This is a genomic window from Microcoleus sp. Aus8_D2, from assembly GCF_036702665.1.
Taxonomy (GTDB): Bacteria; Cyanobacteriota; Cyanobacteriia; order Cyanobacteriales; family Microcoleaceae; genus Microcoleus.
Genome location: NZ_JAUBUN010000090.1, coordinates 2501 through 5435 on the forward strand (window position 1 = coordinate 2501; position 2935 = coordinate 5435).

Here is a 2935-nt window from a genome sequence, read left to right on the forward strand (position 1 = left end):
AACAATAGTGATTTCCGGAGTAGTGGCGAGCGAAATGGAAATAGCCCAAACCATATCTGTTTCGGCAGTTATGGGGTTGTAGGGCTGCAATATAGACTAATATATTATAGAGGAAGTTATTGGAAAGTGACTCCATAGAAGGTGAAAGGCCTGTACTCGAAATAGTATATTTACTTAGCAGTACCCTGAGTAGGGCGGGACATGTGGAATCCTGTCTGAATCTGCCAGAACCATCTGGTAAGGCTAAATACTCCTGAGAGACCGATAGCGAACGAGTACTGTGAAGGAAAGGTGAAAAGAACCCTGAACAAGGGAGTGAAATAGACCCTGAAACCGTGTGCCTACAAGCGGTCGGAGCCTGGTAACGGGTGACGGCGTGCCTTTTGCATAATGATCCTACGAGTTACTCCTCATTGGCAAGGTTAAGGTTTTAAGAACCGGAGCCGAAGCGAAAGCGAGTCTGAATAGGGCGCTTAGTCAGTGGGGGTAGACGCGAAACCTTGTGATCTACCCATGGGCAGGTTGAAGTTCCAGTAACATGGAATGGAGGACCGAACCGATAAACGTTGAAAAGTTTCCGGATGACCTGTGGGTAGGGGTGAAAGGCCAATCAAACTGGGAAATAGCTCGTACTCCCCGAAATGCATTTAGGTGCAGCGTTCAGGTTGAGTCTTATAGAGGTAGAGCTACTGATTGGACTAGGGGGCTTCACCGCCTACCAAATCCTGACAAACTCCGAATGCTATAAGATATACTGAGCAGTGAGGGCACGGGTGCTAAGGTCCGTGTCCGAGAGGGAAAGAACCCAGACCATCAGCTAAGGTCCCCAAATATACACTAAGTTGATCAAACGTTGTGCGGTTGCATTGACAGCTAGGATGTTGGCTTGGAAGCAGCCATTCATTTAAAGAGTGCGTAACAGCTCACTAGTCGAGCGATCGTGCGTGGATAATAAGCGGGCATTAAGTGTATTACCGAAGCTATGGATTGTATGTTTACATACACTGGTAGGGGAGCATTCTAGTCAGCGTAGAAGGTGCATGGTGATGTGTGCTGGAGCGGCTAGAAAAGCAAATGTAGGAATAAGTAACGATAATGCAGGCGAGAAACCTGCACACCGAAAGACTAAGGTTTCCTGGGCGACGCTAATCGTCCCAGGGTTAGTCGGGACCTAACGCGAACCCGAAGGGGGTAGTGGATGGCAAACGGGTTAATATTCCCGTACTTGCTTTAACTGCGATGGGGTGACGGAGTATTGAAAGGACCGCGTACTGACGGATTAGTACGTTGAAGGTTGTAGCTATATTTTGGATAGTTAAATGCGTTCAGAATGGCAAAGACCGATAGTACCGAGCGGCTTCGGCCAATTGGATAGTGTCCCTAAAAGCTTCCAAGAAAAACCTCTAAGCTTCAGGTTAAAGCAACTCGTACCGTAAACCGACACAGGTAGTCGAGGAGAGAATCCTAAGGTGCTCGAGTGATTCATGGCTAAGGAACTAGGCAAAATGGTCTCGTAACTTCGGGAGAAGAGACGCCAGCGCAAGCTGGCCGCAGTGAATAGGCCCAGGCGACTGTTTATCAAAAACACATGGCTTTGCAAAATCGAAAGATGAAGTATAAGGCCTGACACCTGCCCGGTGCTGGAAGGTTAAGTGGAGATGTTAGTTTCGGCGAAGCATTGAAATGAAGCCCCAGTAAACGGCGGCCGTAACTATAACGGTCCTAAGGTAGCGAAATTCCTTGTCGGGTAAGTTCCGACCTGCACGAATGGTGTAACGATCTGGGTACTGTCTCAGCCATGAGCTCGGTGAAATTGTAGTATCGGTGAAGATGCCGATTACCCGCAACGGGACGAAAAGACCCCGTGAACCTTTACTATAGCTTCACATTGATATTGGGTAATTCATGTGTAGGATAGGTTGGAGACTTTGAGGCTGCGTCGCCAGGCGTAGATTAGTCGTCCTTGAAATACAACCCTTGGATTATCTGATGTCTAACTCCGCTAAGCGGAGGACATTGTGTGGTGGGTAGTTTGACTGGGGTGGTCGCCTCCAAAAGAGTAACGGAGGCTCCTAAAGGTACCCTCAGCACGCTTGGTAACCGTGCGTAGAGTGTAATGGCATAAGGGTGCTTGACTGAGAGACCGACAAGTCGACCAGGTAGGAAACTAGAGCATAGTGATCCGGTGGTTCCGTATGGAAGGGCCATCGCTCAAAGGATAAAAGGTACTCCGGGGATAACAGGCTGATCACTCCCAAGAGCTCACATCGACGGAGTGGTTTGGCACCTCGATGTCGGCTCGTCACATCCTGGGGCTGGAGAAGGTCCCAAGGGTTGGGCTGTTCGCCCATTAAAGTGGCACGCGAGCTGGGTTCAGAACGTCGTGAGACAGTTCGGTCTCTATCTGTTGTGGGCGTTAGTTATTTGAGAGGACCTGCCTCTAGTACGAGAGGACCGGGGTGGACGAACCTCTGGTGTACCTGTTGTGGCGCCAGCTGCATCGCAGGGTAGCTATGTTCGGATGAGATAAGCGCTGAAAGCATCTAAGCACGAAACTCACCTCAAGATGAGATAACTTTTAAGGGCCGTGGAAGACGACCACGTTGATAGGCTACAGGTGTAAAGACAGTAATGTCAAAGCCGAGTAGTACTAATTACCCGTAGACTTATAATATCACTCTTTCTTATTACTTCAATCGCCAATTCGTCAAGACGAATCAGGCAATAGTGCAAACAAGGCAATAGGCAATAGAACGTAGGTTCTGAACTATTGGCTAATTACTAATGCCTATTCAACTTAAAATATTTATGATTTTAGGTGTCTATAGCAACGAGGTCCACCTCTTCCCATTCCGAACAGAGAAGTTAAGCCCGTTAGCGCTGATGGTACTGCCCTTTTGAGGGTGGGAGAGTAAGTCGATGCCACTTTTAATAA

The 2935-nt window shown here is 48.3% G+C and carries 2 rRNA genes (1 of these 2 only partly in view); both read left to right on the forward strand.

Annotated features, from left to right (window positions below):
- Positions 1–2674: ribosomal RNA gene (locus QUB64_RS32600) — 23S ribosomal RNA — on the forward strand; it begins 205 nt to the left of the window's first position.
- A 140-nt stretch (positions 2675–2814) separates the two neighbouring features.
- A 5S ribosomal RNA gene (rrf, locus tag QUB64_RS32605) occupies positions 2815–2928 on the forward strand.
- Positions 2929–2935: the final 7 nt, after the last annotated feature.